We start from the raw sequence: 638 nt of genomic DNA, 5'->3' as shown, positions 1-638 counted from the left end.
GCCGAGGTGCTGGCCGCGGCGATCCGCCGCGGCGCCCCCGACCTCGTGATCACCGGCAACCTGTCTACCGACGGCTCCGGTGGTGTGATCCCCGCGATGATCGCCGAGCATCTCGGGTTCGCGCAGGTCACCGCCCTTTCCGCGGTGGAGATCACCGCAGACGGCGTCTCGGGAGTCCGAGGCGCGGACGCCGGCAGCCAGCCGGTCTCGGCGCCGCTGCCCGCCGTGATCTCGATCACCGAGGCGCTCCCCGACGCCCGATTCCCCAACTTCAAGGGGATCATGGCGGCGAAGAAGAAGCCGCTCGAAGTGCTCTCGCTCGCCGACCTCGATGTGTCGGCAGATCCGTCCGCCGCCCCGCGGACCATCATGACGACCGTGTCGGAGAAGCCCCCGCGGGCTGCCGGCGTGAAGATCACCGATGAGGGCGACGCGGCCGACAAGCTCGTCGACTACCTCGTGCAGAACAGGCTGGTGTGAGATGACTTCCTCCGAGAACCCGATCCTCGTCCTCATCGACGTCGATCCTTCCGGCTACGTCGCGAGCAGCACGGCTGCGCTCCTCGGCGCTGCTTCCACGATCGGCTCGCCCGTGGCTCTGATCGTCGGCGGGAGCCCCGCCGCGGTGGACCAGGCTG

At 69.6% G+C, this 638-nt stretch carries 1 pseudogene; it reads left to right on the top strand.

Annotation, left to right across the window (positions count from 1 at the left end):
- A pseudogene (locus tag KZA10_RS16985) lies at positions 1 to 480 on the top strand (electron transfer flavoprotein subunit beta); the annotation flags it as partial.
- Between the last annotated feature and the right edge of the window lie 158 nt (positions 481 to 638).

The sequence above is a fragment of the Microbacterium sp. BF1 genome (assembly GCF_019279095.1).
Classification (GTDB): domain Bacteria; phylum Actinomycetota; class Actinomycetes; order Actinomycetales; family Microbacteriaceae; genus Microbacterium; species Microbacterium maritypicum.
Note: the sequence above shows the minus strand (reverse complement) of the source record. Positions and strands in the feature narration are given on the sequence as shown.